A 21,519-nucleotide genomic window follows, 5' to 3' on the forward strand; every position below is an offset into this window, starting at 1 on the left:
GATTCCCGCCACGCTGCGCGACACTTTTCTGTCGAGGGGCGCTGCTCAACGACTACACGATACCGCGGATCCTGCCGGAAACCGACGTTGTGCATCGGTTCCGCTCGGTTCCCGTTTGCGTGGCTGGAGTTCCAGCCGGAACGCTGTGTATGTAAACGCGATGAACATGCCCCAGCGTTGCGTGCCGATGGGCAGGGTGGTTAATCGATTAAAATGCTCTAAACGTCCGAACCGGTCAGCCGGTCGAGGACGTTGGCGGGCACGAACACGGCGTCCTCGCCGTCAGCGAGCTGGCGGAGCTGGGCGCGCTCGTCTTCGGTAAGCTGGACGCCCTGGACGACGTAACCGCCGTTGGTGCGGTACAGGGCAGGACATCCTGCCGCCCCGGAGTTGATGTCCTTCCATAGGAACGTCAGGGTCCTAGCTGTCTGGGACATAGTATCCTCCTCGTTGTTTGGGTCATGTCTCGCCATGTTCGTATTTTCTCACTGTTTCCCGCAGCGTTCCCGTTATCCCGATGGGTGGGACGATGTGGGGTGTAACGAACCTGACACTCGACAATATAATATAGTAAATATTACTTCGCAACTTATTATGAAATGTTATTACGTATTCATAACAATTTGTAATTAAAGAGTTTTTCCTATGGCTTACCGAAAGTAGCAAGTCGGGTCTTGGTTCGCCGCATTCTAGTCAATCGATCCGACTGATGCTCGCGTAGGGCAGGCCGAAATGTTCACCAATAGCCTTTTAATGTATACGCCTCGCTTGCATAGGCTGCTCAATGCTTGCGCTGCGTTTGGATGCCCAGCGCGAGAGCAAACGGGCCGACGGCTATGGTTAGTCATCTCCGAAGGTATGCCGTAGCTGGTTCAGGAAAGTACCGGAACGGATCTTACCGACGGTCGTTAGCCCTCAGGTCGGGCGGGATTAAGCGGGGGTCACCCAGCCGCCTTGGCGACAGTAGAGCTTGTAGGGATTTGGCTCGCCCTCCGGGCGGCGGGAGAAGCGCCGATAGCTCCATTGGTATTGGCAGGGTTGCTGGCGGACTGCGGCTTCGATGGCCCGGTTCATGGCCGTTGCCGCCCGCAGCGGATCGGAATCACGCACGGCCTCGTCCACCGTGCGCCAGTGCAGCCGATAGCCGCGCCCGTGCGCGAGCCGTTCGGCCCAACCGATTACGATAGGGGCGCGGCTGCGCGCCGCGAGTTTGCCGAGCAACGTCATGGTTTTTGCCGGCACACCGAAAAAAGGTGCGAAAACGCCTTCGCCCGGCGGCTGTTGATCCGGTAGGATGCCGATTGCCGCCCCGGCGCGTAAAGCCCGATACAGTGCCCGAACTCCGGCCGGTCGCGCCGGCCAGAAATGAGCTCCGCTGCGCCCGCGCGCGCGGTTGATCAACTCCTCCAGCTCGGGCTGCCGAGGCGGGCGGTAGAGCGCATGCAGGCTCGTGCGCCGTGCCACCCACACTTGCAGCAATTCCCATGCGCCGAGATGCGGTGCGACGATTAGCACGCCGCGGCCGCTTGCAATCGCCGCATCCAGGATTTCACTGCCCTCGACGTCCCGGATCAGTTGCAGCAGTCGCTGTGGGGGCCGATGCCAAAGCGGTCCGAGTTCCAGCAATGCCTTGGCCGATTCACGCAGGCTGCAACGGACCAACGCCCGCTTGTGAGCAATCGAGCGGTCCGGGAAGCACAGCTCGATATTGACGCGAGCGGTGTGGCGGGCGTTGTTGGGGATCAGAGCGGCGAGCGTGCCCGCCAGCGCGCCACCGGCATGCAGTAACGGCAGCGGTAACCGGGCGAGCAGACGCAGCAGTTGTTCGATCAGAGCGGCGCGCGACATGGGCGGTTCCGATGCGTGACGCCGATCGACGGCGCTTGGAGGCAAGGGTAGCCGGCGAAGGCCGGCGCCGTCCTGCCTGCCGGTCACTCTCGGCGATGCTGTTCGCGCAGCGTCGGATCGCTCGGGTCGAAGTCCTTGAGCTGATATTCGGCGCCGCAATATGGGCACATGCCCTCGCCCGTTTTGTGGAGCGGGATATAGACCTTGGGATGGGAGTTCCACAGGTACATCCCGGGCATGGGGCAGGACAGCGGCAAGTCGTCCACTGTTACTTCGTAACGGTTGGCGGCGTTGGGCTGAATCAGATCGCGACGGTCGTGGGTCTGTGGGTCAGGCACTGGTAGGCTCTCGTAATCGTGGTTTCAGTGCACCGCCACCAACCACTGAGGGTGAGCGTCGCGGCGGCCTTCCACTTGATCGAAAAACAGTCGTTGGAGATGCTCGGTGACGGGGCCGCGTCGACCCACGCCGATTTCCCGGTTATCCACCTCGCGGATGGGCGTCACCTCGGCGGCCGTGCCGGTAAAAAAGGCTTCATCGGCCGTGTAGACCTCATCGCGCGTAATGCGTTTTTCCCGGACTTCATAGCCCGCTTCCTGGGCCAGGGTGATCACGGCATCGCGGGTGACACCCGCGAGCGCCGAGGCCAGCTCCGGAGTAAAGATGATGCCATCGTAGACGATGAAGAAATTTTCCCCGGAACCTTCGGCAACGAACCCATCGACGTCGAGCAGCAGTGCCTCGTCATAGCCGCAGGCGACTGCTTCTTGCAATGCCAGCATCGAGTTGATGTAGTGGCCGTTGGCCTTGGCCCGACACATGGTTACGTTGACGTGATGGCGGGTATAGGAGGAGGTTCTGATCCGGATCCCGCGCTGCATGTTCTCCTCACCGAGGTAGGCGCCCCATTCCCAGGCGGACACGCTAACGTGGGTGCGCAGATTCTCCGCCCGCAGCCCCATCCCCTCGGCCCCGTAATAGCACATGGGCCGGATGTAGGCGCTTTTCAGGGCGTTTTCGCGGACGCAGTCGATGCACGCCTGATTGATCTCGTCTTGCGAGAAGGGCATGTGCATGCCCAGGATCTTGGCGGAGCCGAACAAGCGCCGGGTATGCTCGCGGAGCCGAAAGATGGCGGGGCCGCTGATGGTATTGTAAGCACGCACGCCTTCAAACACGCCGAGGCCATAGTGAAGGGTATGGGTAAGCACATGCACCTTGGCTTCCCGCCAAGGCACGAACTCACCGTCCATCCAGATGACCCCGTCGCGATCGGCCATTGTCATCCTGCGTGCTCCTCGAATTGGTGGGCTAACTGTTAGCCGTTCTCATCATCGGCTCCCATAAGCTCGAGCCATAATTCGGCGACTCGATCGCGCTGCGTTTGCAGCGTCTCGGCGGCTGTCCGAGCGGGCTGTTCCTGCAGAGCGAGGCGATGTACGCACGCCCGGTAGGCACGGTAGGCCTCTGCAAGCACTTGTGCCTGTTTTGCCGAAATCCATCCGCAGGAGCTGAGTTCATCCAGAAGTCGAATATTGTCTGTATAGCGTAGCAGGGCCGGGTTTTCTGCGGCACACGCAAGAACCCCATATTGCACCATAAATTCGATATCGGCGATACCGCCGCGATCCTGCTTGAGGTCGAAGACGCCGGGCTGATCGGCGGCTTTTTCGCGGCGCATCCGTTCCCGCATTTGCCGCACCTCCCGGCGCAGGCTCTGGCTGTCGCGCCGGCGGGTCAGCACTTGGCGGCGTATGGCCTCCACTGCTTTGGCGAGGTGCGGCGAGCCGGCGACCACACGCGAGCGCACGAGTGCCTGGTGCTCCCAGGTCCACGCCTGGTGAAGCTGGTAATGGCTAAAGGCCTCCAGGCTCGAGGTGAGCAGGCCGGCCTTACCGCTGGGGCGCAGCCGTGTGTCGACGGCGTAGAGGACGCCGCCGGGGGTGGGGGTGGTTAAAATGTGGATGATCCGCTGTACCAGGCGTGCAAAGAACACGGGATTGTCCACCGGGCGGGCGCCGTCTGTCATTTGCTGCTCGCCGTGCGCCTCGTGGATGAATACCAGGTCCAAGTCTGAGCCGTAGCCGAGCTCGAAACTGCCGAGTTTGCCGTAGGCAAGTATGACCAAGCCCTGCTGCACCGACGCGCCGTTCACCCGCCCGGTGGGCTGTCCGTAACGGTCGGAGACGTGGCGCCAGGCCAGCGACAGTACGGCCTCGAGAACCACCTCAGCAATGTCTGTGAGATAATCGCTGACTACCATCAAAGGCACGGCGCCGGAGAGATCGGCGGCCGCCACCCGCAGATTGTTGGTTTGTTTGCAATGGCGCAGCACCTCCATCTGCTGCTCGAGATCGGTTGGCGGCACGTCTTCCAGACGCTGCGTAAGCTCGCGCTGGAGGGCGTCACGGCCAAGCGGCGCGTAGAGCGTGCGCGGGTCGAGCAGTTCATCCAGCAATATTGGATGGCGGGTGAGCTGTTGAGCGATCCAGGGGCTGCCGGCGCAGAGCTGGACCAGTTGCGACAGCGCCAGCGGATGTTCGTTGAGCAGCGCGAGATACGCGGTGCGTTGGGCGACGGATTCCAGCAGTTGCAGCACCCGCGGCAAAGTGGCATCCGGACAGCGTCCGCCGCCGATGGCCCGCACCAGCATGGGCATGAGGCGATCGAGACGATTGCGCCCTTGGGCCGAGAGCGCACGGCAGCCATGGCTGTGGTGCAGCGCGGTTAATCGTTCATGCGCTTCGGCGGGCTTCTCGAAGCCGGCTGCGGCGAGTCGCTCGGCCGCCTCGTCCGCCGTGGCGGTGCCTTGCCAAAGCTCGGCCAACGCGTCGGGTTCCGTATCGTCCCCAGCGCTGCCGCCCTGCGGCGCCACGAATACTTGATCGAAATGCTCCTGCACTTTCTGCCGCCAACCGTCCAGCTGTCGGCGCAAGGTCGCGTAGTCGGGATATCCCATGGCATGGGCGAGACGCAGGCGATCGAGCGCATCGCTTGGCAGCTCGTGCGTCTGGCGATCATCGATCATCTGCAGCCGGTTTTCGAGCCGGCGTAGGAACCGATAGGCTTGGCTGAGCTCGTTTTGGGCAAAGCGTGGGAGCTGCCCTTGGGCGGCCAAGCAGTCCAGGACCGCCAATAATCCGCGCCGGCGCAATGCGCGCTCCTGCCCCCCACGAATGAGTTGAAAAACCTGGGCGATGAACTCGATTTCTCGAATTCCACCGCGCCCGAGCTTGATGTTGTCCTCCAGGCCCTTGCGTTGGACCTCGCGTGCCACCAGCGCTTTCATCGCCCGTAAGGATTCCATGGCACCGTAATCCAGGTAGCGGCGGTAAACAAAGGGCATGAGCTCTTCTAGCAGCTGTCCGCCGCGCTCGTAATCGCCGCCGACCACCCGTGCTTTGATCAAAGCGTAGCGTTCCCACTCGCGGCCCTGGGTCTGGTAGTAGATCTCCATGCCGTTGAAGCTGGTGACCAGCGGGCCGCTCTGACCATAGGGGCGCAGGCGCATGTCCACGCGGAAGGCCTGGCCGTCCGGTGTTTGCTCATCGAGAGCGGCGATAAGCTGGCGCCCGAGTCGAGTGAAATACTCCTCGTTGGCGAGCGGCCGGGTTCCGTCGGTGTGCCCCGGTTCCGGATAACAGAAGATAAGATCGATGTCTGAGGAGAAGTTGAGCTCCCGCCCGCCGAGCTTGCCCATACCCAGGACAATCATCTGTTGCGGTTCGCCGGCGGCGTCGCGCGGCGTGCCCCATTGCTCGCGCAGCCATTCGTGAAGGCAGGCGAGCGCCTGATTGATGCACGCTTCGGCCAGCGCCGAGAGCCCCTGTAGGGTGTCGTCGAGCTCGGCCCAGCCGGCGAGATCGCGCCAGGCGATGCGTACCATCTCCCGGCACCGAAAGCGCCGCAGTGCGGCCTTCAGGGCGGCGGCCCCAGAGAGTTCGGCCGTCCACTGATGCAGCCGCGTGCGGTAGCCATCGGCCGGGTAGGACCGCTCGAGATCGCCGCTCTCGAACAGCTCCTCAAGCAGCTTGGGATCGCGCCGACAGGCACGGGTGATGAAATTGCTGCAGGCCCAAACCGCTGGTAAAGAAGCGAGCACGGGTTCGGCTGCCGATCGCTGTGTCTCGCTGTCAAGGCCTTGCAGCGCTATACGCACAGGTTCGCGCAAGGGCTCGGGCAAGCTCGCCACCGCTTCGTGGAGCGCGCTTTGGGATGGCTCGGAAGGTGTCATGGCCAATAGAGCTTACTGGGCGATGGGAACGTCAGGCAACTGGAATGGGAAAGACGGTCCGCGCAGCGCTGGAGGTCCATGGCAACATTTGTTTGACGTATGCAGGCGTACCGGCGGGTTTGGCAAGGTGTGTTGTGGTTAACCGGCTGCATTGCAAAGGGGGCGAGGCTGGTCTAATGTCCACGGTGGTTCGTGACCTGACCGGCGCTTTCCATCGTAGGGTGATCGGCGTTGTTTTAGGGGATGCCGCAGTGGAACTCGTCGCCCAGCAATCGACCCATGGGCGCAAGCCAGTGGCCTGGGTCCGCCACCGGGTTTCGGAGATAACCTGCCGCTTCGGCGGATTGGGAGAAAACGGCAGATGACTGACGAGTGGCTTGATGATGAAATCGATCTATGTAGGGAACCTGCCTTTTACTGCATCTGAAGATGAAATACGCGATCTATTTGCTCAGTACGGCGAGGTGAATGAGGTGCGGCTCATCACTGACCGCGATACGGGGCGTCCACGGGGGTTTGGCTTCGTGCGGATGGCTCCGGCTGATGCTGATGCGGCCATCGAGGCTCTCAATGGGACCGAGTTGGACGGGCGTGCCCTGCGCATCAACGAGGCACAGGAGCGACAGGAACGGCGGCCAAGGCAGCCTGGCCGTGGTCCGCGTCGCTACTAACGGCGTTGCTAATTAGGCCAATTAGCGATTGAAACCAGCCCCCACTGGCTTGCCGGTGGGGGCTTTGTGTTTGTTGCGTACGTGCAACGCCTGTGCAGCAAGAACCTTATGATTTTGGGTGCCTAATCGATCCGGAGTCCAGGTGAGCGAAAAGCCATGCGAGCGTGTCGTGCTTGACACCAGCGTTTTCACCAACCCCAGTGTGGCCGCCGTTTTTGGCGATAACGCCACCAGCGCCCTCGCCCAGTTCGTGATTCTGGCGCGACAAGTGAGCCCGCGCATGGAATTCTATATGCCGCCCTCGGTGCTTGGTGAGCTGCACCATTTTACCGATGCCGAACACTTGCCGGGTGATTTGGAGCTGGTGATCAAACTGCGTGCCCCTCGCCGGCACGATATCAGTGTGCCGGGTATGTTCCTCTACGAGCTCATCGAGGACATCCGGCAGCGTATCGACCGGGGATTGCGAGTGGCCGAGAAAGCGGTGCGCGAGGTACAACCGACGAGCGTGGACAGGACCATTCGTTGGCTGCGGGATCGTTATCGGGACGCTTTGCGCACCGGTTTGCTGGATTCCAGCGAGGATCTGGATGTGATTTTGCTGGCGGTGGAGCTCGATGGTGCGGTTGCCTCTGCCGACCGGGGTCTGCTGCAGTGGGCCGAGAAGGGCGGGTTGCGCCTGATTCCGCCGCAGCGGCTGCGTAGCATTTTGGAGCATTTAATCGAAAATGGGACTGCCGGCGAGTAGGGTTTCAAGCTTGGAGGTGGAACGTCGGAAGGTCTTGCGGAAGGTCAGTTCCCAGTGATTGCCCAAACGCTCACGTGCGAGCTCCTGCACGCTGATCGTGCGTGAGTCCTGGTCGATATGGTCCAATAAGGCTTTGATGCTTGCTTCTTGCCGCAGACGGATACGGTAAACCTTGGATATTTTGTGGGTGCGCTCCATGTCGTGCAACGCTTGGTCGAACCCGCTCACCAGGGCCTTGCCGAGCGCCGGGCCGAGCGTGTGGATTCGGTCCCGCTGACCCAGCTCATGCAGTGCCATGACCATCCGAACCACCCGATGAATATAGAATTCACCCGGCAGTTCGAGCTCTAATGCCGCCTCTGTGGCCACATCTTCGACATTGATGGAGGGGCAGACGTATTTGACTCGTCGATCGTCCAGCGTCGCTTTGAGCACGATTCCTTCGCCGCCCTCGGCGTCGAGATGGCGTACGATCTCGAGCACTTCGGTAAGCTCATTCACCGTAAAGCAGCCAAAGTGGCGTGGGAAGGGAAGGCCATAGTGGGACAGGAGTGCATCGCGTTGCGCGAGCGGGACGAGTTGTTCCTGGCCTTGGCGCAGCAGGTCGAAAACGAACAGCGCCACGTCATCTCCGCCTCTCGGCGAGGCCATATCCATGTAAGGGTTGCCGGGGCCGGCCACCTCCGCGCAGAGGATTAGGTCGGGATGCTCTATGAACAGCCGTTCCAGGGCCGTCATGTCCAGCAGATCGGGCAGGCGGTCCGTGGTAAAGGGGCAGATGCGACCGCTACGGGTAATGGCCACGCAGCGGTCCGCTACGCGAAAGATGCGCACGTTATAGCCGTCGATCTTCTCTTCGACCTGAAAGGGGCCGCTCAGGCTCTGGCGAATGCCTGCAGCGAGCGCGAAGACCCGGGCGATGTGAGGGTAGTCAGGGATGACCCGATCAGCTACCAGGACCGCGCCACGCGGAATGCCTTGGTAATCGGTGCGAATACGAATATAGCGTATCCCAAAATCGCAGCACCGCTCCGCAGCATTGTTCGCGTGTGCCTCGAGGAACCGCTCGGGCCGTGGTGCCACGGGATGGCGTTTACGGGCGCTCATGCTGGATCCTCCAGGTGCGATACGTCAGGTTGACACGTCAGGTTCGTCAACCTTTAGCATAGACGTCTCCTTATCTTCGCATTAGGCGATCCTATCGTGCACTGCGGGTGCGGCAGGCCGCTTCATCCTACGAAATTCCGTACCTGACGAGGCGGCTTGGTAGTATTGAACACTCCGGTCACGGGCGTTTTCGGCACAGCCCTAAACGAGACCGCGCTCGCGCCACTTGGCGAAAATGGTGTGAACTCGCGCGGCGGCTTGTTTGACCGCGGCCTCCGGTTTGTCCTGGCCGCGCGCGACACAAGTCATCATGTTTGAGATTACGGACGTATTGAACACTTCGCTGATGGCCGGGCTGGCGTAGCCGGGATGGCCGAGATTGGTCGTCCATTCGACGGCGTTTTTGAGCACCCGCAGTTTGCCACCGGCCTCACCCGGCAATTTGAAGGGGTCGCTATCGAACCACGCCTCGCTCAGATCCTGAGCTGTCTGCGCGCCGGATAGCGGTTCGTAGCCGCGCTCGCCGGGCGGCACAGAGACCTGGGGATAGCTCGGGGTGTTATAAAGTTTGCTTTGGTAGATCGCCATGTCGTAGTTTGCGACCAGGTGTTTAATAAATGCCTTGGCGGTCGGCGCGTTGGCCTGTGCGAATTTGGGCACCACGTAATTGTAGACCCCCTGCATATTGGCCCAGCGGGTGCCGTTGGGGCCTCGCAGTGCCGGCGTGAAGAAGATGTCCTTGGCAAGGTTCGGCCGGCTCCCCTGGGCCGAGCGGTAAGCGGAGATCGAGTTGAGAACGAAGGAGGCCCGCCCGGCGATCAGCGCTTGATTGTTAGAGGTTGCGTTCCAGGTGAAAACCTCCGGAGTAAGCGCTTTTGCATAGAGATCCTGCAGGTACTTGACCGCCTCGACGGCGCGTTTGTAATAGATTCCCTGATCCAATATGACAGTGCCGGATTTGTCTTGCAAAGCGGTATCGAAGGCCCAGAGTACGGCGCGCACGGTCAAATTCGAATCGATCTCCTGGGACAAACCGATACCAACCGGCACGTCCCGGCGGCGCTTGATTGCACAGCCGGTATCGGCGAGTTCCTTCCAAGTGCGGGGGCCGTCGGCCGCTCCGGCTGTCTCCCAGAGGTTTTTGCGGTAGTTGCCCGGATTGATAGCCCAGCCATGACAAAATGCGTAGTAGCGCTTGGTTACAGGGTTATAGGAAACCCGCCTGGAGACGGTGGAGGGCTGTCCGAATTGTTGCTGGATTTCCTCATTGAGGTCATTCAGAGCGATTAGGCTGGGTTCGAACTGCGCCGCCTCGGGACCCAGTTCGATGAGGTCGTGGCCGGCGCCGGCCGAGACCTCTGAGCTTAGCGCCGTGGCAAGCTCGGCAACGCCGATATGATCGACGCTGATGTCTACCTCGTTTTCCTCTCCCCAGCGTCTGGCAAAATCATCGAACCATTTATCATAACTCGGAATGAAATGGCTCCATTGCAAGAGCTTCAGACGTTTGTCAGCGGCGCGCGCGCTGCGCCCGGCGATGATCCAGGGACCAAGGCCGACAGCTAGCCCCAGTGCGCTGCCACCGACTAGGAACCGGCGTCGGCTGATGTCCGCCACGGAATTTCGGTTGACTGGAGAAGTAGCCGGTTTGTTGTTGGAGTTCTGACCCGAGCCAGGCATTGTGATAACTCCTGACCTGTTATTTTTTGTATAAGCGCGCGGCGAGCGCGCTTCCCCCTCATTAAGGGTTGATACGTTTAATGCACGCAAGGCTAACTTGCAACCAGTTCACAAATTATAATGGGTTGGGTTCAGTACGATTGTCCGGTTAGGTGCTAGGGAGCCGGGCGTCCTGTTTGCCCGGTTGGCGCCGTGTGGTAGGAAATATTCCACGCGGGCGAGAATCGCGAAGCGGGGGTGGGTTGTCGTCGATCTGTTGATACTGCTCGTAATGGCGAATGGGGCGCCCATCGTGGCGCGCAATCTCTTGGGTGCGCGCCTGGCCCGACCGCTGGATGGGGGGCGCTGCTGGTTTGACGGGCGGCCGCTGTTTGGGCATTCGAAAACTTTGCGCGGGGTCTTCTCCGCGCTGTTGCTAACGGCACTGACGGCGCCGTTGCTCGGATATGGTGTTCGCCTTGGCCTGAGCGTTGGCGCGCTCGCAATGGCGGGAGATCTGCTCTCGAGTTTCCTCAAGCGGCGGTTGGGGCTTGCGCCCAGCAGTATGGCCTTGGGCTTGGATCAAATCCCCGAATCATTGCTGCCGGCGTTGGTTTTGCGTGGGGCGTTTGGCCTCGATGGTGACGAAGTGCTTACCGTAAGCGGGGCGTTTTTCCTGCTCGGGTTGGTGTTGTCGGCGCTGTTGTATGCTGTCGGGATCCGTAAGCAGCCTTATTGATCCGCCTTCGCCCGGTCCAAGCGATGCAGCACGACCTCGGGCCGACAGTTGAACCGCACGCCCACTATGGAAGAGCCCGCACCTACCGAGGTGTACCCATATAGTGCCCGGTAGCGCCAGGCGCCGGCGGTGAAATTGCGTGGACAGTCGGCGTTAGTGAGTAGGGCGATTCCACCCGGTAGTCGTATTTGGCCACCGTGAGTATGACCGCAGAGCATGGCGTCGAAACCGCTGTGCGCGGCCTGTCGGTACAGCTCCGGCGAGTGGCACAGGAGAATGGAGGGCGCCTGTTCGGGGACGCCGCGGCAGGCGCGCTCCAGATTGTCCGCACGGAAGAAGTGGGGATCGTCGACGCCAACGAAGTAGAGGCTTTGACTGCCCCGCTCGAGCCGACCCCACTCGTTGAGCAACACTCGAATGCCCATCTCCTCCATTGGCGGCACCATACGGATGGAATCGTGATTGCCTAATACCGCATATACCGGCTCGCGCAGATGTCGACGCAGATGGTGAAGTCCCGCCAGCGCCGGCTCCAGCGGGCCGCACGTGCGATAGCGATAATCGCCGGTCAATACGCAGACATCGTAGTCGAGCGCGCGTACCCGCTCGGCTAATAGTCTAGGGAAATCCGGGTGGGCGTCCAGGTGAAGATCCGTGATGTGCAGCAGCCGCAAACCGATCAGCGCCGCAGGCAGGTTCCGGATCGGCAGTCGGTGGTGGACGAGACCGATATCCTGGGCATTGCGTTGGCCGCGGCGATAGAGGCCGGATAAACGCAAGGCGAGTTGCAGCAGCCGACGCAGGGAGAGCGCATTTTCCGGATGGAAATAGGTGCGCCCGCGACCGAACACAGGCGCTTCGCCTTCTGATTCGATACCCAGGCGCTGGCGTAGGTGCATGGGCTCTAATCGCGCATTGAGCGCATCCATCGATCCAAGCCGTTGGGCGGGCTCGTTCATATCATGCTCACTCGAAACCCGGCCGTTGCGCCGGTGTTTGCCGGTTGCCGCCAAGTAATCATCCTTGTCGCCCTCCACTTTAGCGTTTCCTGCCCGGCCAGAGAACGCCTCAATCCACACTTTGACGTGCAGCAGATTAGGATAACTGAGTTAGTGGTCACCGGAACAAAATAATGGGGGCGGTCACCGTGTCTCGAGTGGCCCTGGTTGGGGTACCCACTGTTTCCCTCCCGCCGGTTCCGTAAAATATTATTCACAAGAGTGCAAATAGACATCGAAGCGTGTGCTACGCCCGATAATCCGATAATGTGGCGATTCTCCCGCCAGCGGCTCGGCTTGCCGGGGGCGTTTGACCACGACTCGGTCCGAGGCGGCCGCGCGGGCCGCTTGCAGCAGAGAACCGGCATCATCGGCGGTGCCGAGCAACGCTTGTAGTATCTGCATCTCCTTGCCGGGAGCGGCCCCCTTGGTTTGCCGTGGATACATGGGGTCGAGGAAGACCACCTCCGGTCGCTGTACCGTCGCACAGCTTCGTAGCCAGACGGTGGCATCGCCGCCGATGAGGCGCATGCGAGCGAGCCAGTCCAAACTCTGCGTTTGCCGGCTCGCCCGATCGAAGCCGTCTTCCAGCAACGCGAGGATCACCGGTGATCGCTCGAGCAGGGTCACTCGCGCCCCGAGCCGCGCTAGAATATGGGCGTCACGTCCCAGTCCAGCGGTGGCATCCACCACGTATCGTGAGCCGTATCGCGGTAGGCCGCAGGCACGGGCAATGGCTTCGCCGCGAGGGCTTGCATGGCCGGCTCGATAAGCTTGGCGTCCGCCACCGAGCTCCGCGCGAATGGCCAGTTCCCGGCGGCGGACCGTGCGCAAGCGCAGCGATAAACCCTCGATGCCGCAAGCAAGGTATAGCCCCTCGGTAGGAGAAGAGTCGATGAGTTTTGCACCGAGCCGTCTAGCGAGCCCCTGCGCCGTGGCGCGGCATTCTGCGACGATCGGCAGAATTCCGACTATAGCACCGGGTTTTGGCAAGTCATTGATTGGTTTGGCTGTACCTAAGTGGCTCGGTATGATAAGCATGCGGGGGTCACTCACCACGACAATTACCCTTCTAAAGGCCTAATGAAATGAAGGTAGCGCGAAGCGATGGCTGATAATACCGAAGCGGCCAACACCCCAGCGGAGCTGTCTCGGGCGCTTGCCGAGATCGCGAGTAGGAGCCAGCAGTTGGTGCGGAATTTCCTGGCTCGTGAAGAATCTGCCCATCACCTCTCGATGGTGGATACCTTGCGCATGGGTAGGCTCTTTCAGGATCTGTATGCTCGGTTGATGGCTGATCCCATGCAGTTGGCCCAGCGTCAGCTCGCGTTCTGGCAAGACTACACGCTGCTCATGCAGCGTTCCACGTTGCGCATGATGGGCTTCGATATCGAGCCGATGATCCGTCCGCACGAGAAGGACAAGCGCTTTAAACATGAGTCCTGGGAGTCGAACCTGCTGTTCGATTTCATCAAGCAATCCTATTTGCTCACGGCTGACTACCTCCATCACACGGTGAAGAACATCGAGGGCCTTGACGATAAGACCGAGAAGAAAATCGATTTCTATACCCGGCAGTTCATCAATGCGATGTCGCCCTCCAACTTTCTCGCCACCAATCCGGAGATTCTGAGCAAAACGATCGAGAGCCGCGGACAGAACCTGCTTAAGGGGCTCAATAACTTGCTAGAGGATCTGGAGCGGGGCGGCGGTGCCCTGAAGATCCGGATGACCGATCCGGATGCTTTCGAACTCGGCCGAGATTTGGCTCTGACGCCCGGCAAGGTGATCCATCAGACCGACTTGGCGCAACTGATCCAATACGAACCCGCGACGGAGCAAGTATACAAGCGGCCGATTTTGTTCATCCCGCCTTGGATCAACAAGTATTATATTCTCGATCTGCAGCCGAAGAATTCCCTGATCAAATGGCTAGTGGAGCGAGGGCATACCGTATTTACCCTTTCTTGGCGCAATCCGAGCGCCGCGTTCGCGGACAAGGCTTTCGATGATTATCTGCTGGAAGGGCCGTTGGCCGCGTTGGATGCCATCGGGCAGGCCGTGGACGCAAAAGAGATTAATTTGGTCGGTTACTGCCTGGGTGGAACGCTGCTCGCCTGCGCTTTGGCCTATATGGCGGCGAGAAAGGACCACCGTGCCCACAGTGCCACGTTCTTTACCAGCCTCCTGGACTTCGAGAACCCGGGCGAACTGGAGATCTTCGTCGATGAGGATCAGCTGAAATCGCTGGAGCAGCAGATGGAGCGCCGCGGCTACCTGGTCGGCGATCAAATGGCCAGAACCATGAGCAGCCTGCGGGCGAACGATCTCATCTGGTCGTTTTTCGTCAATAATTATCTACGCGGCGAGGATCCGTTCCCGTTCGATCTGCTCTACTGGAATCAGGATTCCACCAACATGCCAGCGCGCATGCACGCCTTTTACCTGCGCAACATGTACTTGGAGAACCGGCTGCGCGAGCCGGGAGGGGTCGTCCTGGCCGGTGAACCGATCGATCTCGGCAAAGTCAAAGTGCCGGCTTTCTTCCTCTCCACCCGAGAGGATCACATAGCGCCCTGGAAGGCAACTTACCAAGGCTTACGCTTACTGAGCGGCAAAGCCCGGTTTGTTCTGAGCGGCTCCGGGCACATCGCCGGTGTAATCAACCCGCCGGCAAAGAACAAATACGGCTATTGGACGAATACCCGCGCCCCCGAAGATCCGGATGAGTGGCTGGCGGCCGCTGAGTACCACCCCGGCTCTTGGTGGCCGCACTGGCTCGGCTGGTTGAACTCTAAAGGCGGCGCCAAGGTGGCGGGCCGCCAAGTCGGTGCCGGTCAGCTCGAGCCCATTGAGGACGCACCGGGCAGCTATGTCAGAGAGCGGCATGATTGAGCGCTGCCGACGATCGTCGTGGGGCGGGCGCTGCTTGCGGGAGATTGGACGCCTTTTGGGTTGATGGGCGGCCCGCCCATGGCCGTTAAGCATGGCCGTTAAGGGGGGTTATCGTAAATGCAGACCATCTAGATGACGGCCCTCAAGGCCCATAGGGGATATTCATGGCAGGTCTCGGCTAGCCGCCGATCCTGCGGAGGTTGATTTTGCCGAATGCACATCTTGGTAAACCGACCGGTTGCTGAGGGGAATGATTTTTTACTGTCGAGGCGAGGGTGAGATGGTCGAGGACAAGCCCCGGGTGGGCGTGATCATGGGCAGCAAGTCCGATTGGTCGACGATGCGCGTCGCCGCTGAGGTGCTTGCTGAATTCGGCATTACCCATGAGGCGCGCATTGTCTCGGCGCACCGCACGCCGGAGTGGTTGCGCGAGTATGCGCAGCAGGCGCGGTCGCGCGGGCTGGAGGTTGTTATCGCTGGGGCGGGTGGCGCCGCCCATCTGCCGGGTATGGTGGCCGCCTACACGACCGTGCCCGTCCTTGGAGTTCCGGTACTAAGCCAGACTTTGCAGGGGCTCGATTCCTTGCTGTCTATCGTGCAAATGCCCGCCGGCGTCCCGGTGGCGACCTTCGCCATCGGCCAGGCGGGGGCGCGTAATGCCGCTTTGTTTGCCGTGGCGCTGCTCGGCCGGGATCAGCCCGAACTGCAACAGGCGCTGCAGGCATTTCGGCAACGCCAGGCGCGCGCGGTGATGGAGGACACGTTGCCTTGAACAACCCTGTTCTGCCCGGCGCCACGCTGGGTGTACTCGGCAGCGGTCAACTCGGGCGTATGTTCGCAATCGCCGCCCGCCGCATGGGCTATCGAGTGCATGCCTATTCTCCGGATCGGGAAACTCCGACCGGCCAGGTGGCCGATCGCGAGATCTACGCGGATTACGAGGATTTGGCGGCATTGGCTGATTTTGCGCGTGAAGTGGACGTCATTACCTTCGAGTTCGAAAACGTACCCGCCAAGGCCACCGAGTGTGTGGCGCGCTACGTGCCGGTCCGGCCCCGGGGCGAGGTACTACACATTATCCAAAATCGTTACCGCGAGAAAACGTTCCTAGCCAGCAACGGTTTTCCCACCGCGCCGTTCGTTGCCGTGACCACGCGGGAAGAATTGGCCGCGGCGGTGCAGCGCATGCGCCCCCCGGTTGTGCTCAAGACCGCCGGCTACGGTTACGACGGCAAAGGACAGGCGGTAATCCACGAGCCGGAGGGCGTGGACGCGGCTTGGTCCAAGATCGGCGGGGTCGAGGCCATTGTCGAGCGCTTCATCGATTTCCGCCAAGAAGTCTCCGTCGTGGCGGCGCGGGGCGGCGACGGCGCGTTTAGGCATTATGGCGTAATCGAAAACCAGCACCATAATCACATCCTCGACCTGTCTATCCCCGGGCTGAGCCTGCCTGATCGCCTCGAAGCCCAGGCGTTGGAGATCAGCCGGGGAATTCTGGAAGCGCTGGATGTGGTCGGGGTACTGTGCGTGGAGTTCTTCGTTACGGCCGAGCAGGGCTTGTTGGTCAACGAATTGGCGCCTCGTCCCCATAATTCCGGTCATTTCAGCTTCGATGCGTGTATTACCAGTCAATTCGAGCAGCAGGTGCGCACCATTTGCGCGCTTCCCATGGGGGATACACAGATGTTGCGCCCGTGCGCCATGGTGAATCTGCTGGGCGAACTATGGAGCAGTGGCGAGCCGAACTGGGCGGCGGCTTGTGCCGACCCGGCGGTGAAATTGCATCTCTATGGCAAGCGCGAGGCTCGTCCGGCCCGCAAAATGGGGCATATCACCGCATTCGGTTCGGATCGAGAGAGTGCTGCGCGGCAGGCGGTAGCGGCACGTGCGGCGTTGGCTGCAGCAAAGGTTTGAGTTTCGGCCAGACATTGGCCAACAAGCGGGGTTGTGCTGCAGCGGTGGGGTGGATGCCGTCGGGTTGCATGAGTTGCGGGTTCTCTGCAACCCCCGCCAACAGCTTGGGCACTAACGGGATCGCTTCGGCCTGAGCGACCTCATGGAACAGCGCTTGGAAGCGCTCGGTGAAAACGGTCCCGTAGTTTGGTGGGAGTCGCACCCCAATTAGCAGTACCCGGATACCCCGGTGTTTCGCCAGGCGCACGATTTGGCCAAGATGCGAGCGGATCTCGGCAAGCGGTATGCCGCGCAGACCATCGTTGCCGCCGAGTTCGACGATGAGGATGACCGGATGATAACGGTCCAAGGCAGCCGGCAGGCGAGCGAGCCCACCACCTGTCGTATCGCCGGAGATACTGGCGTTGACTACCCGATAGTCCCATTTTTGTTTGGCAAGGCGCGCGGCCAGCAGCGCGACCCAGCCGGCGTTATGATTGATGCCGTGCGCTGCGCTGAGGCTGTCACCGAGCACCAGGATCGCGCGCTCGTTCGCGCGCGCCGGCAAGGCCGACAGTAGCAGTAGAACGATTAGGAGTCGGTGGATCATGACGACCGTTTCACGCGTGGACATGCTGGCCACCGAGGGGCTCACCATGCGCTTCGCCGCGCCCGAGGGCAATATTACATTGTTCGAAAATTTGCATATTAACATCCCGCGTGGCAATGCCGTGGCTATTCTGGGCGCTTCGGGCTCCGGCAAGTCTACGCTGCTTGGCCTGCTGGCCGGGTTGGAGCAGCCTTATGCCGGACGCGTGTGGCTCGACGGGGTGGATCTGACCGCCCTGGATGAGGACGGGCGGGCGCGCTTGCGCGCGGGCCGCGTCGGATTCGTGTTTCAATCCTTCCATCTGTTGCCGGGGCTCACGGCGTTGGAAAACGTCATGCTGCCCCGAGAGCTGGCAGGAGAATCGCAAGCGCGCGCTCAGGCGCGCGCCGCGCTGGAGGCGGTCGGGCTTATCGAGCGGCTGAATTTTTATCCGGCGCAGCTCTCGGGCGGCGAGCAGCAGCGGGTGGCGTTGGCGCGGGCGTTTGTTACCCCGCCGGCGCTGCTGTTTGCCGACGAGCCCACGGGCAATCTCGATCAGCACACCGCCGAGCGTGTCGCTCGGTTGCTCTTCGGGCTCAATGAGGCCCATGGAACCACGCTGATTCTTGCGACCCACGACGCCCCTCTGGCCGAGCGCTGCCAGATGGTGCTGCGCTTGCACGCGGGTCGTTTGGAAGCGCTGAGATGAGCACTCCGCCGTGCTGAGCTTGCAGCTGTTGCTACGCGATTGGCGGGCCGGCGAGCTGCGTTTGCTCGCTTTGGCGGTGGTCGTTTCGGTCGCGGCCGTTACCTCGGTCGCCTGGCTTGCCCAGCGCATTGGTGTCGTAGCAACCCGCGCCCCGGCTGCCGAGTTGCTCGGCGCTGATCTCGCGGTGCGCAGCAGCCAGCCGATACCCGAGTTGTGGCGGCAGCAGGCTCGAGCGTGGGGCTTGCGCACCGCGCGCACGGTCGAGTTCCCGAGCGTGGTGCTCGCCGGCGAGCGTACCGAGTTGGTGTCGGTAAAAGCGGCGGATCCGGCCTATCCCTTGCGCGGGCAGCTACGCGTCCGCGCGGGTCGTTCGGCACCGGAGCATGCAAGCCAAGGAAATCCCGGTCGCGGCCGGGTTTGGGTGGATCCGCGGCTGCTTACCCTCCTCGATCTGGCCATCGGGGATCGCATTCGGCTCGGTCGAAGTACGTTTCGGATCACTCGATTGATTACCTTGGAGCCGGATCGGGAAGGTTTCCTGTACAGCCTGGCTCCCCGAGTGCTGCTGCGCTGGGATGACCTTGCCGCCACCGGGCTGGTGCAGCCGGCGAGCCGGGTGCGCTACCAGCTGCTCCTGGCCGGCGCGGCACCGCCGTTGCAGCGCTACGCGCATTGGCTGGCGCCGCGTGCGGCGAGCGGTGTGGAGCTGGTGCATCCGAGCGAGGCGCGGTTTGGCATTCGCGAGGTGGTCCAGAAAGCGCAGCGTTTTCTCAGCCTGGCGGCACTGTTGACGGTTGTGGTGGCCGGCGTGGCCATGCTGCTTACCACGCGCCATTACGCCGAGCGTCAAATTCTAGGCGTCGCGCTCATGCGTTGCTTCGGTGCTACCCGTGGGAGGGTCATACGGTTGCTTGCCGGCAAGCTGTTCTGGCTCGGGGTCAGCGCCGGTGCCCTCGGTGCGCTGGTCGGCTATTTGGTGCATCTTGCCATGTTGGCGGTGCTCGCCGGGCTCGTGGTGGTGACGCTGCCGGCCCCCAGCCTGGGGCCGCTGCTGTTGGGTTGGCTGATGGCGCTGGCGGCGTTGCTGGGTTTCTCGTTACCTACGTTGCTGCGCCTGCAGGGGGTTACCCCGTTGCGCGTGCTGCGGCGAGAGGCCGATCGGGACTTGATCAGCGGCAGCATGCCTTATGGGCTGGCCGTGGCAGTCGTATTCGTTCTCATGTGGTGGCAGGCCGCTGACTTCGAGCTGGCTGCCTATGTCTTTGCGGCGGTCTTTGGCAGCTTGGTGCTGCTGGTGGTGGGTGCGAGCATTGTTGTTTTGGGAGCGCGTCATTGGCATCGTCGCGGCGGCACTGGCCGTATGCTCTGGCTTAGCGGGCTGAGTCGGCGCCCAGGTGCCGCCGTTGTGCAGATCGCGGCCGTCGGTTTGGGTTTGATGGCGCTCTACCTCCTGATAGTGGTGCGCACGGATCTGCTGGATGCTTGGCGCGCTCGAATCCCCGCGGACGCACCCAATCAGTTTCTGATCAATATTCAATCCGATGAGGTGGTTGCAGTGCGCCGGCTATTGGCGAGCCGGGCCAGTATTGATCCACGCTTCTATCCCATGATCCGCGGGCGGCTCATGGCCCGCAACGGGCAGGCGCTTACGGCGGGGGATTATACCGAAGACCGAGCGAAGCGTTTGATTCGGCGTGAGTTCAATCTTTCCTGGGCGCGGCGCCCAGCAGCGGATAATCGTGTAATTGCCGGCCGATGGTGGTCCGCCGAGCGAGGGAATCCGCAGCAGCTCTCCGTCGAGCGCGGGTTGGCCGAGTCTTTGGGGATTCGCCTGGGCGATCGCCTGACCTTCCGGGTAGGGGGCGAAACCGTGAGTGCCACCGTGACCAACCTGCGTGTCGTTGATTGGGATAGCTTTCATGTCAACTTTTTCGTCCTGGCTCCCCCAGGGCTGCTGCAGGGCTTTCCGACCACATGGATTACCAGTTTCTATCTGCCGCCAGACAATGCGGATCTCATGGCGCAGTTGGTTCGCCAGCACCCCAGTATTACGGTAATCGATGTCGAGGCCCTGCTGCGCACCGTGCGCCAGATGATCGAACAAGGTAGTCGGATAGTGGAGATCATGGCGCTGATGACGCTCACAGCAGGGCTGCTGGTGCTGTTTTCCGCTCTGCAAATCACCGGCGAGGAACGCCGGCTCGAGAACGCCCTCCTACGTGCCCTGGGAGCGACGCGAGGGCATCTGCGGCGTATGGCACGCCTGGAATTCCTTCTCGTGGGGGCAGCGGCTGGCACTTTGGCCGGCTTTGCCGCCACCGCAGCCGGCTACGTCGCAGCCGAGCGTTTGTTCGAGCTTCCCTACCGGGCCGATTGGGTTGCCATTCCGGTCGGTGCAGCGCTCGGAGCGGCCGTAGTTTGGTTAGCCGCGGTGGCGGCCGGGTATCGATATCATAATGTCTCACCCATGCGGCTGCTGCGCGCGGCACAATGAAGGTGAGCTTGCTGCAGCGTCCGGATCGTGGTGAGCCGGTCTGCGTCTTGACCACCAGGCCAGGCCAGGCGGATAACGTTCGGCCGTGCGAGGCTAGCGTACCTGGACCTCAAAGTCAGCGAGCAGTGGGCGCAGATTCCAGTCCGGATCGCCGAAAACCAGGAAATCCGGATTGAGCAGGGAAGCCTTGGTGTTGTAGGTCAGGGGACGGAGATCGACTCGAGTGACGCGGCCGCCGGCTGCTTCGACTACGCATTGCGCAGCCGCTGTGTCCCACTCCGAGGTCGGGCCGAAGCGGGGATAGAGATCCGCTTTGCCTTCCGCTACCAGGCAGAACTTCAGCGAGCTGCCCACCGATCGGGTCTCGTGCGGCGGGAGGCGCTCGAGCAGTCGGTCTACGGCCTCGCCCCGGTGCGATCGGCTGACCACCAGCATCGGCGGCCCGTCCTCCGGCAGTACGCGGGTGTGAATCGGAGTGCGTACACCGCCGCTGATACGCCAGGCGCCATTGCCCCGGTTGCCGATATAAGTGGTTTTAAACACCGGGGCATGCACGATACCCAGAATGGGCTGCCCCTCTTTCACCAGCGCGATATTGACCGTGAACTCGCCGTTTTTTTTGATGAACTCCTTGGTGCCGTCCAGCGGATCCACCAGCCAATAGAGCGGCCAGTCGCGGCGGCTGGTGTAGTCGGGGAGGCCACCTTCTTCGGATAATATCGGCAGCGTCGGAGTCAGCTCCTGCAGCCGGGCGAGGATATGTTCATGGGCGGCGCGATCAGCCTCGGTGAGGGGGGACTGGTCGGTTTTGGTCTCAACAGCGAAGTCCCGCTGATAGACGCGCATGATGCGCTCGCCGGCTTCCTCGGCCAGGATGATGAGGGATTCGGCCAGTTGCCCACGGTGCTCGACATCCATGCTGTTCAGATCTCCGG

General features: G+C 61.6%; 20 protein-coding genes. 9 read left to right on the forward strand and 11 right to left on the reverse strand.

Annotated elements, in window-relative coordinates; translation table 11 throughout:
* Positions 1 to 218: 218 nt before the first annotated feature.
* The 5 genes from NB231_RS12220 to glnE form a co-directional block, all read right to left on the reverse strand.
* A complete protein-coding gene (locus tag NB231_RS12220) occupies positions 219 to 437 on the reverse strand; it encodes a lipid A biosynthesis lauroyl acyltransferase (protein ID WP_156777003.1) in 219 nt (72 codons plus the stop codon).
* A 493-nt stretch (positions 438 to 930) separates the two neighbouring features.
* Positions 931 to 1,848 carry a lysophospholipid acyltransferase family protein gene (locus NB231_RS12225; protein WP_005003293.1) on the reverse strand — a complete coding sequence of 306 codons (918 nt, stop codon included), beginning with the start codon at positions 1,846 to 1,848 and terminating at the stop codon, positions 931 to 933.
* An 83-nt stretch (positions 1,849 to 1,931) separates the two neighbouring features.
* On the reverse strand, positions 1,932 to 2,186 hold the full coding sequence (locus NB231_RS12230) for a zinc-finger domain-containing protein (RefSeq protein WP_005003295.1): 255 nt from the start codon (positions 2,184 to 2,186) through the stop codon (positions 1,932 to 1,934).
* A 24-nt stretch (positions 2,187 to 2,210) separates the two neighbouring features.
* A complete protein-coding gene (locus NB231_RS12235; RefSeq protein ID WP_040662337.1) occupies positions 2,211 to 3,134 on the reverse strand; it encodes a branched-chain amino acid transaminase in 924 nt (307 codons plus the stop codon).
* A gap of 32 nt (positions 3,135 to 3,166) precedes the next feature.
* Positions 3,167 to 6,082, reverse strand: a complete 2,916-nt coding sequence (gene glnE, locus NB231_RS12240) for a bifunctional [glutamate--ammonia ligase]-adenylyl-L-tyrosine phosphorylase/[glutamate--ammonia-ligase] adenylyltransferase (RefSeq protein WP_005003298.1) — start codon at positions 6,080 to 6,082, stop codon at positions 3,167 to 3,169.
* A gap of 44 nt (positions 6,083 to 6,126) precedes the next feature.
* Here glnE and NB231_RS18695 point away from each other — a divergent pair, with 44 nt between their 5' ends.
* The 3 genes from NB231_RS18695 to NB231_RS12250 all read left to right on the forward strand — a co-directional run bounded on the left by NB231_RS18695 (position 6,127) and on the right by NB231_RS12250 (position 7,501).
* The gene (locus tag NB231_RS18695) at positions 6,127 to 6,447 is read left to right on the forward strand and encodes a hypothetical protein (RefSeq protein WP_156777004.1); all 321 of its coding nucleotides are present in this window, start codon (positions 6,127 to 6,129) and stop codon (positions 6,445 to 6,447) included.
* 15 nt (positions 6,448 to 6,462) lie between these two features.
* The gene (locus NB231_RS12245; RefSeq protein ID WP_005003301.1) at positions 6,463 to 6,753 is read left to right on the forward strand and encodes an RNA recognition motif domain-containing protein; all 291 of its coding nucleotides are present in this window, start codon (positions 6,463 to 6,465) and stop codon (positions 6,751 to 6,753) included.
* Positions 6,754 to 6,895: 142 nt separating this feature from the next.
* A complete protein-coding gene (locus NB231_RS12250) occupies positions 6,896 to 7,501 on the forward strand; it encodes an RNA ligase partner protein (RefSeq protein WP_005003303.1) in 606 nt (201 codons plus the stop codon).
* Here the strand turns inward: NB231_RS12250 and NB231_RS12255 are convergent.
* Together NB231_RS12255 and NB231_RS12260 are read right to left on the reverse strand one after the other, a co-directional pair.
* Positions 7,472 to 8,608, reverse strand: a complete 1,137-nt coding sequence (locus NB231_RS12255; RefSeq protein WP_005003304.1) for an RNA ligase — start codon at positions 8,606 to 8,608, stop codon at positions 7,472 to 7,474. The genes NB231_RS12250 and NB231_RS12255 overlap by 30 nt on opposite strands.
* Before the next feature lie 201 nt (positions 8,609 to 8,809).
* The gene (locus NB231_RS12260) at positions 8,810 to 10,288 is read right to left on the reverse strand and encodes an ABC transporter substrate-binding protein (protein ID WP_050756104.1); all 1,479 of its coding nucleotides are present in this window, start codon (positions 10,286 to 10,288) and stop codon (positions 8,810 to 8,812) included.
* A gap of 292 nt (positions 10,289 to 10,580) precedes the next feature.
* Here NB231_RS12260 and NB231_RS12265 point away from each other — a divergent pair, with 292 nt between their 5' ends.
* The gene (locus NB231_RS12265) at positions 10,581 to 11,006 is read left to right on the forward strand and encodes a CDP-archaeol synthase (protein WP_232210466.1); all 426 of its coding nucleotides are present in this window, start codon (positions 10,581 to 10,583) and stop codon (positions 11,004 to 11,006) included.
* Here NB231_RS12265 and NB231_RS12270 read toward each other — a convergent pair.
* Both NB231_RS12270 and NB231_RS12275 read right to left on the reverse strand, forming a co-directional pair.
* Positions 11,000 to 12,043 (reverse strand): metallophosphoesterase, encoded by a 1,044-nt coding sequence (locus NB231_RS12270; RefSeq protein WP_232210467.1) that lies wholly within the window; start codon positions 12,041 to 12,043, stop codon positions 11,000 to 11,002. The two genes, NB231_RS12265 and NB231_RS12270, sit on opposite strands and share 7 nt — an antisense overlap.
* Positions 12,044 to 12,214: 171 nt before the next feature.
* A complete protein-coding gene (locus NB231_RS12275) occupies positions 12,215 to 12,997 on the reverse strand; it encodes a class I SAM-dependent methyltransferase (protein WP_232210468.1) in 783 nt (260 codons plus the stop codon).
* Between the two features lie 114 nt (positions 12,998 to 13,111).
* Between NB231_RS12275 and phaC the strand changes: the two genes are divergently transcribed.
* The 3 genes from phaC to NB231_RS12290 all read left to right on the forward strand — a co-directional run bounded on the left by phaC (position 13,112) and on the right by NB231_RS12290 (position 16,813).
* A complete protein-coding gene (gene phaC, locus NB231_RS12280) occupies positions 13,112 to 14,899 on the forward strand; it encodes a class I poly(R)-hydroxyalkanoic acid synthase (RefSeq protein WP_005003314.1) in 1,788 nt (595 codons plus the stop codon).
* A 280-nt stretch (positions 14,900 to 15,179) separates the two neighbouring features.
* Complete coding sequence (gene purE, locus NB231_RS12285; RefSeq protein ID WP_040663970.1) at positions 15,180 to 15,671, forward strand: 5-(carboxyamino)imidazole ribonucleotide mutase; 492 nt, start codon at positions 15,180 to 15,182, stop codon at positions 15,669 to 15,671.
* Positions 15,668 to 16,813 carry a 5-(carboxyamino)imidazole ribonucleotide synthase gene (locus tag NB231_RS12290; protein ID WP_005003316.1) on the forward strand — a complete coding sequence of 382 codons (1,146 nt, stop codon included), beginning with the start codon at positions 15,668 to 15,670 and terminating at the stop codon, positions 16,811 to 16,813. Before purE ends, NB231_RS12290 begins: the two co-directional genes overlap by 4 nt.
* Here the strand turns inward: NB231_RS12290 and NB231_RS17885 are convergent.
* On the reverse strand, positions 16,731 to 17,426 hold the full coding sequence (locus NB231_RS17885; RefSeq protein WP_269593425.1) for an arylesterase: 696 nt from the start codon (positions 17,424 to 17,426) through the stop codon (positions 16,731 to 16,733). The two genes, NB231_RS12290 and NB231_RS17885, sit on opposite strands and share 83 nt — an antisense overlap.
* On the opposite strand from NB231_RS17885, the gene NB231_RS12300 reads away from it, so the two are divergent.
* Positions 17,401 to 18,090, forward strand: coding sequence for an ABC transporter ATP-binding protein (locus NB231_RS12300; protein WP_040662343.1), 690 nt, complete (start codon positions 17,401 to 17,403; stop codon positions 18,088 to 18,090). The two genes, NB231_RS17885 and NB231_RS12300, sit on opposite strands and share 26 nt — an antisense overlap.
* A gap of 10 nt (positions 18,091 to 18,100) precedes the next feature.
* On the forward strand, positions 18,101 to 20,584 hold the full coding sequence (locus NB231_RS12305) for an ABC transporter permease (protein WP_005003326.1): 2,484 nt from the start codon (positions 18,101 to 18,103) through the stop codon (positions 20,582 to 20,584).
* A gap of 93 nt (positions 20,585 to 20,677) precedes the next feature.
* Here NB231_RS12305 and cysQ read toward each other — a convergent pair whose 3' ends face one another.
* Positions 20,678 to 21,502, reverse strand: coding sequence for a 3'(2'),5'-bisphosphate nucleotidase CysQ (cysQ, locus tag NB231_RS12310; RefSeq protein ID WP_040663972.1), 825 nt, complete (start codon positions 21,500 to 21,502; stop codon positions 20,678 to 20,680).
* Positions 21,503 to 21,519 lie beyond the last annotated feature (17 nt).

This window comes from Nitrococcus mobilis Nb-231 (genome assembly GCF_000153205.1).
Classification (GTDB): Bacteria; Pseudomonadota; Gammaproteobacteria; order Nitrococcales; family Nitrococcaceae; genus Nitrococcus; species Nitrococcus mobilis.

What these genes read in the sequence shown, in the direction of transcription:
- NB231_RS12220 (WP_156777003.1), bottom strand. Translation starts at nt 437, where the DNA reads ATGTCCCAGACAGCTAGGACCCTGACGTTCCTATGGAAGGACATCAAC.
- NB231_RS12225 (WP_005003293.1), bottom strand. Translation starts at nt 1,848, where the DNA reads ATGTCGCGCGCCGCTCTGATCGAACAACTGCTGCGTCTGCTCGCCCGG.
- NB231_RS12235 (WP_040662337.1), bottom strand. Translation starts at nt 3,134, where the DNA reads ATGACAATGGCCGATCGCGACGGGGTCATCTGGATGGACGGTGAGTTC.
- glnE (WP_005003298.1), bottom strand. Translation starts at nt 6,082, where the DNA reads ATGACACCTTCCGAGCCATCCCAAAGCGCGCTCCACGAAGCGGTGGCG.
- NB231_RS18695 (WP_156777004.1), top strand. Translation starts at nt 6,127, where the DNA reads ATGGGAAAGACGGTCCGCGCAGCGCTGGAGGTCCATGGCAACATTTGT.
- NB231_RS12245 (WP_005003301.1), top strand. Translation starts at nt 6,463, where the DNA reads ATGATGAAATCGATCTATGTAGGGAACCTGCCTTTTACTGCATCTGAA.
- NB231_RS12255 (WP_005003304.1), bottom strand. Translation starts at nt 8,608, where the DNA reads ATGAGCGCCCGTAAACGCCATCCCGTGGCACCACGGCCCGAGCGGTTC.
- NB231_RS12260 (WP_050756104.1), bottom strand. Translation starts at nt 10,288, where the DNA reads ATGCCTGGCTCGGGTCAGAACTCCAACAACAAACCGGCTACTTCTCCA.
- phaC (WP_005003314.1), top strand. Translation starts at nt 13,112, where the DNA reads ATGGCTGATAATACCGAAGCGGCCAACACCCCAGCGGAGCTGTCTCGG.
- purE (WP_040663970.1), top strand. Translation starts at nt 15,180, where the DNA reads ATGGTCGAGGACAAGCCCCGGGTGGGCGTGATCATGGGCAGCAAGTCC.
- NB231_RS12300 (WP_040662343.1), top strand. Translation starts at nt 17,401, where the DNA reads ATGACGACCGTTTCACGCGTGGACATGCTGGCCACCGAGGGGCTCACC.
- NB231_RS17885 (WP_269593425.1), bottom strand. Translation starts at nt 17,426, where the DNA reads ATGTCCACGCGTGAAACGGTCGTCATGATCCACCGACTCCTAATCGTT.
- cysQ (WP_040663972.1), bottom strand. Translation starts at nt 21,502, where the DNA reads ATGGATGTCGAGCACCGTGGGCAACTGGCCGAATCCCTCATCATCCTG.